The organism is Streptomyces sp. NPDC004647 (assembly GCF_040609575.1).
Lineage (GTDB): Bacteria > Actinomycetota > Actinomycetes > Streptomycetales > Streptomycetaceae > Streptomyces.
The window spans coordinates 1-4788 of the sequence record NZ_JBEXKU010000164.1 but is presented as its reverse complement, the minus strand read 5'-3'; the positions used below and the strand labels follow the sequence as shown (position 1 = coordinate 4788).

The following is a 4788-nucleotide window of genomic DNA, read 5'->3' as shown; positions in this document are numbered from 1 at the left end:
AGCTGGCGGTGAGCGACCAGACCCAGTTCCGGGAGCGGTACCGGCGGTACATGGCACTGGAGGCGGAGGCCACGAGCCTGTGGCACTTCGCGGTGAGCGTGCTGCCGGGCTTGCTCCAGACGCCGGGCTACGCGCGCGAGGTGCTGGCCGCGGGCGGCCTCAAGGGGGAGGAGATGGTCGCCGGGGCCCGCCTGCGTTTCGCTGTCGGGAAGCAGTACCGAATCGGCCCTAGGCGCCCCACGGGGGAAGGGCGGCGCCGAGGCCGACGTAGGGAGACCCAGCGGCCGACCCTCCTTCAGGGGCAGGGAAGCGGGAGACCGGGCAGCTGCGGGTGTCGCAGGTGCTGGCCGCCGCCGTAGACGTGCAGGGTGAAGGTCTCCGGCCCCGGCCGGTCGGCCGTGTCGTAGGCGTCCAGGACGCGCTCGATCCGTTCCCACAACTTCACCGGGCCGCCCTCGCGCACATGCCAATCGCCGTCGTACCGGGTGAGGGTGGCGGCGGAGCCGGAGACAACGTCGACCAAGTGCACGGTCTCGCCGACGGTGACCATCTGTGCGTCGGGCACCGCGCTTTGGGCCAGGAACCGCAAGTGGAACGCCTCTTCGGTCGCGGCCGTGATCCTCTCCGGGCTGCGCCGGGCCGCCCTGGGCTTCTCCGTGAGGTCCGCGGCCCAGTGGGCGGGGTTGCCGAAGGCCGGCGCCGCATGGGTCCTCGCCGACATGAACGAGACCGTGCCGGGCAGCAGTTGCCCCTCGGCGGTGCCGTCCTCGGCGACTGTGAGTAGGGCGCGGGCGTATCCGTAGAGCCAGCCCGACAGGGTGAGCAGGATCTTCCCGCCCGGCCGGGCCTGGGCAAGCAGCGCGGGCGGGACGGCGCGGAAGGAACAAGCAGCCACGATCCGGTCGAACTTCGCCTCGGGCCAGTAGCCATAGAGTCCGTCCGCCACCGCCAGGGTCGGCGTGTACCCACAGCCGTACAGAGCGTTCGCGGCTTGGTCGAGTCGGTGCGGGTCGACCTCGATCGACGTGACGTCGGCGGAGCCGAGCCGTTCGCACACGAGCGCGGTCGAGTAGCCCGTCCCCGTGCCGATCTCCAGCACCGTGTGGCCCTCCTGCACGTCCGCGTCGGCCCACATGCGTACGACGAGCGACGGCAGCGTGGACGACGACGTCGGGGCACCGCCGTGCCGAACCTGCGGGTTCTTCCAGTCGGGTTCGTCGCCGTCGAACTGCGTGATCAGCGTGGTGTCGGAGTACGCGGCGGCCAGCCACCGGCCGTAGTCGAGTTCGGCGGTGACCGGCTCCCACACTGTCAGGCCCTTCCCGTCGCGCTCGTCGGCGGGAAGGTAGAAGCCGGGCACGAACCGGTGCCGCGGCACTGTCTCCACCGCCGCCCGCCAGCCGGGGTCGGTCAGGACGCCGTCCTCGACGAGGGCTTTCGCCATGGCCTCACGCAGCCGCGCGGCGTCGGTCTCAAGGTCGGCGGGCGTCGTCATGGGCTGCCGCCTCCTTCCTGCTCAGGGTGTCGGCGAATGCCTCGGTGATGGCGGGCGCGTCCGGGAGCCAGCCCCACTGACCGTTTGGATTGCACTCGATCGCCGTCCAGTGCTCCGGGGCGTCCCCGGCCCCGGTCAGGGCGAAGTCGAAGCAGCCGAAGACCAGCCCGAACGAGGCCAGGTAGCTGTGCAGCGCGGCCTCGACCGGGGCTGGCACCGTGATGGGGGCGTGGATCAGGTCGTTCCAGTCGCCGCGGCGCCAGTCCAACGCGCCGTCCGGGGCAGCGATCTGCTGAGCGAACACCCGGCGGTCGACCACGGTCACCCGCACATCGCCAGTCTTGGGGACCTCGGCCTGGAACAGGTGCGCGGTCACCGCTAGCGATTCGTCGAAGGACTCCGTGTCGACGCGCTGGGCCCAGATCGCTCCGGTGTGCCCGTCCTCGGAGGGGGGCAGGCCGCGGAACGTCTTGTAGACGACGGGGCCATGGTCGGCGGCGAACTTCTGGGCCGCCTCGACGTCGTTGGTGACCAGGGTCGGTGGCATCGCTAGGCCGAGCCCGGCGAACCTCTGAAGCTGAGCGGGCTTGAAGTCCGCGCGGGTCACCGCGGCCGGGTGGTTGACGTACAGCGCGCCGGGCAGGTTGTTCAGGACGCCGCCGAACCCATGCCTCGCCTCGGCAGCGGCGAACTCCCGCTGCTGCGGGGACAGATGCCCGTACCGGGCGGCATACGGGGTGGGGCGGCGGTAGTAGACCGCCGCCACCTCCCCCGGCTCCACCACCCGGCTCGCCGTACGCAGCCGCCCGCCCCACACCGGGCTGTTCTCACCGATGCGGAATCCGAAGGTCAGGGCGGGCCCGATGTCGGCGGGATCGACGCGTACGACGGGCACCTCACGCTCGTTCAGAGCGGCGATGACCCAGTCCGCGGTGACGTCTTCCAGCGCGGTGACGACCAGGACGGTGGAGGCCATCGATCAGTCCGACTCGTAGTCGGTGGTGTTGTCGTCCTGGGTCTGCGGCTGCGGGTTCTCCCCGTCCCCGCCCCCGGACATAGAGGCGGTGCCGGTCGTCTTCGATGAGCCATGCTTGCCCATCTCGACGATCTGGCCGATGGTGTCGGTGTAGCGGGCGGTCTGCGTGGCCGGGTCGAGCGTCACCGTCGCGTACGACGGTGGCCCGACCGGCAGCCGGTCGGTGACCAGCCGCATCGCCCACGGAGCCTCGGGTGCAAGCGTCGTCATGCGTTGTCCCTTCCCCTGTACCGGGTAGCGGTCAGCCGGGTTGCTGCCGCTTGAAGCAGAATCGGTGTTCCGTACCCTCCCTGACCAGTACCGTAGAGGTCGCGAACCGTGGCGAGAATGCCACGCTCCGTACACGTAGGCGGGGAGGGGCGAACCAGCGATGGCCAGCAGATCCGGCAACCCGCACCTGGCGCTGTGGATCGCGGCGACGGGCCTGTCCCACGGTGAGATCGCCCGGCGCATCGCCGCGGCGGCCAAAGCCCAAGGCCACCGGCAGATCGCCCCGGACGCGACCCGCATCCGGCGCTGGACCGACGGCGAGAAGCCCCGCCCGCCAGTCCCCGCGCTGCTCGCGGGAGTCCTCTCCGAGGCGATCGGCCGGCCGCTCACACCCGGTGATCTCGGCCTGACGACTACCAGTCCGGAGCTGGAAAGCATCCAGCTCCCGCTGCTGACCGAGGCAGCCGCCCAGACCCTGGCCGGATGGACGCAGATGGATCTGTTCATGAACCGCCGCGACACCCTCAAGCTCGCCCTCGGCACCACGCTGATCCTCGCCGCTGAACGGATGCTGGGCGGCACCGCCCGCGCGCTGAACAGCAAGACGAAGGGCTTCGACTCCGACACCGTCACCGCGCTGGAGGAGGTGACCGCCTTCTTCACCAAGGCCGACGCCTCCAAGGGCGGCGGCCTGTACCGCTCGGCCATCGTCGCCCAGCTCGCCGAGGTCGCCCGCCGCATCCAGGACGGCGTCCCGGGGAGCCTGAAGACCCGAGTCTTCTCGGCGACCGCCGACTTGGCGGCGCTCGCGGGATGGGTCAGCCACGACGGCGGCCGGTGCCCGGTCGCACAGCGGTACTGGAGCTACGGCGTGTATGCGGCCGGGGAGGTCGGGCAACGCGACCGCGGCGTGGAGATCGTCACCCGCATGTCGCACCAGATGATCTACCTCGGCCACCTCCAGGACGCCCTCGGTCTCCTCGGCGTCGCCGCGAAGAAGGCGAGGATGCCCGCGGTGAAGGCGCTGGTTTCCTCGCAGACCGGGCGGGTGCACGCGGCCCTCGGCGACGAGCGCCAGGCGGCCAAACACCTCGGCGCTGCCGACGAGCTCGTGGCGGGCGGCCTCGGCGACGACATCCCCGAGTGGGTGTCGTACTTCGACGCCGCCGAGCACGCTGGCGCCCGCGCGGTCTCCGCCCGCGACCTCGCCGGGCTCGGCCGTGGCCACAGGCCCGCGAGCGTCCACTTCGAGGATGCGCTCAAGCTCCGCAAGCCCGGGTTCGACCGCGTCCACGTCATGGACCGCGTCGGGCTTGCCGCCGCGCTGTTCGACGAGGGCGAGGCCGAGCGCGGCGCCGCCGCGGCCCATCAGGCGCTCGATGAGGCCGCCCGTGTCGACTCCACCCTCGTGGCCTCCCGGCTCAACACGCTTTTGGACGCCGCCCGCCCCTACGAGACGGCCGCGGTAGACGAGGTGCGTACGAGGGCGAAGGATCTCGCCGCCACCCGGCCGACCACGATCGCGGCCTGAGACCATCGAGCGCATGGCCAAGCACAGCAGACCTGGACCGCCGAACCAGCCGTCCCGCGCGGTCCCCCAAGTCCACGGCGGTGACCCGCTCGCGCCGTACAACAAGCGGCGCCGCCCGCCGATGGACATCTACAGGCGCCACCGGCCGGTACACGGCGGCGCCAGCCACCGGCGGCCGGACGAGCCGCGGGTGCTGGAGCAGTGGAACGGCTTCGCATACGAGCCCGTCGGCACTGCACCCGACCTCGCTGTCGCCCAGACGTGGGAGAACGAAGCCGACCCCGGGAACCCGGTCGCTGAACAGTAGGCGACACTGAAGTTCCTCGCCGAGTGTCGAGCAGTGCGCGTAGCCGATGCGGATGTCAGCGCTCGGCAAGTCCGGGTCGACGGCGGCCGGTAGCCGTTCGGTTGCGCGGTTTCGCTGCCCTGGTCGCGCGGGGTGAATTACCGTGCGTGATGAGGGCATCACGAGAATGCGTCGGGAGCGGGGCGGATACACCGCCGACGGGATGTGCT

Annotated in this window: 6 protein-coding genes; 3 read left to right on the top strand and 3 right to left on the bottom strand. The window is 71.3% G+C overall.

The window, feature by feature from the left end:
* Window positions 1-359 (top strand): Scr1 family TA system antitoxin-like transcriptional regulator (locus tag ABZW18_RS34155; protein ID WP_356195257.1); only part of this gene is annotated, 359 nt, incomplete at its 5' end.
* Here ABZW18_RS34155 and tgmC read toward each other — a convergent pair.
* Genes tgmC through ABZW18_RS34140 form a run of 3 tightly spaced genes read right to left on the bottom strand, consistent with a single transcriptional unit; the run spans window position 296 to window position 2741 of the window.
* Window positions 296-1495 (bottom strand): ATP-grasp peptide maturase system methyltransferase, encoded by a 1200-nt coding sequence (gene tgmC / locus ABZW18_RS34150; protein WP_356195254.1) that lies wholly within the window; start codon window positions 1493-1495, stop codon window positions 296-298. The genes ABZW18_RS34155 and tgmC overlap by 64 nt on opposite strands.
* On the bottom strand, window positions 1473-2471 hold the full coding sequence (gene tgmB / locus ABZW18_RS34145) for an ATP-grasp ribosomal peptide maturase (RefSeq protein WP_356195252.1): 999 nt from the start codon (window positions 2469-2471) through the stop codon (window positions 1473-1475). The genes tgmC and tgmB overlap by 23 nt, the downstream gene beginning before the upstream one ends.
* Before the next feature lie 3 nt (window positions 2472-2474).
* The gene (locus tag ABZW18_RS34140; protein WP_356195250.1) at window positions 2475-2741 is read right to left on the bottom strand and encodes a putative ATP-grasp-modified RiPP; all 267 of its coding nucleotides are present in this window, start codon (window positions 2739-2741) and stop codon (window positions 2475-2477) included.
* A 160-nt stretch (window positions 2742-2901) separates the two neighbouring features.
* On the opposite strand from ABZW18_RS34140, the gene ABZW18_RS34135 reads away from it, so the two are divergent.
* Together ABZW18_RS34135 and ABZW18_RS34130 are read left to right on the top strand one after the other, a co-directional pair.
* Complete coding sequence (locus ABZW18_RS34135) at window positions 2902-4272, top strand: Tat pathway signal protein (RefSeq protein WP_356195248.1); 1371 nt, start codon at window positions 2902-2904, stop codon at window positions 4270-4272.
* A gap of 13 nt (window positions 4273-4285) precedes the next feature.
* Entirely contained in the window at window positions 4286-4579 is a 294-nt protein-coding gene (locus tag ABZW18_RS34130; protein WP_356195245.1) for a DUF6087 family protein, read from the top strand.
* The last annotated feature ends 209 nt before the right edge of the window (window positions 4580-4788 follow it).

Excerpts from the sequence above, each read along its gene's own strand:
- tgmB (WP_356195252.1), bottom strand. The coding sequence starts at position 2,471 with ATGGCCTCCACCGTCCTGGTCGTCACCGCGCTGGAAGACGTCACCGCG.
- tgmC (WP_356195254.1), bottom strand. The coding sequence starts at position 1,495 with ATGACGACGCCCGCCGACCTTGAGACCGACGCCGCGCGGCTGCGTGAG.
- ABZW18_RS34140 (WP_356195250.1), bottom strand. The coding sequence starts at position 2,741 with ATGACGACGCTTGCACCCGAGGCTCCGTGGGCGATGCGGCTGGTCACC.
- ABZW18_RS34130 (WP_356195245.1), top strand. The coding sequence starts at position 4,286 with ATGGCCAAGCACAGCAGACCTGGACCGCCGAACCAGCCGTCCCGCGCG.
- ABZW18_RS34135 (WP_356195248.1), top strand. The coding sequence starts at position 2,902 with ATGGCCAGCAGATCCGGCAACCCGCACCTGGCGCTGTGGATCGCGGCG.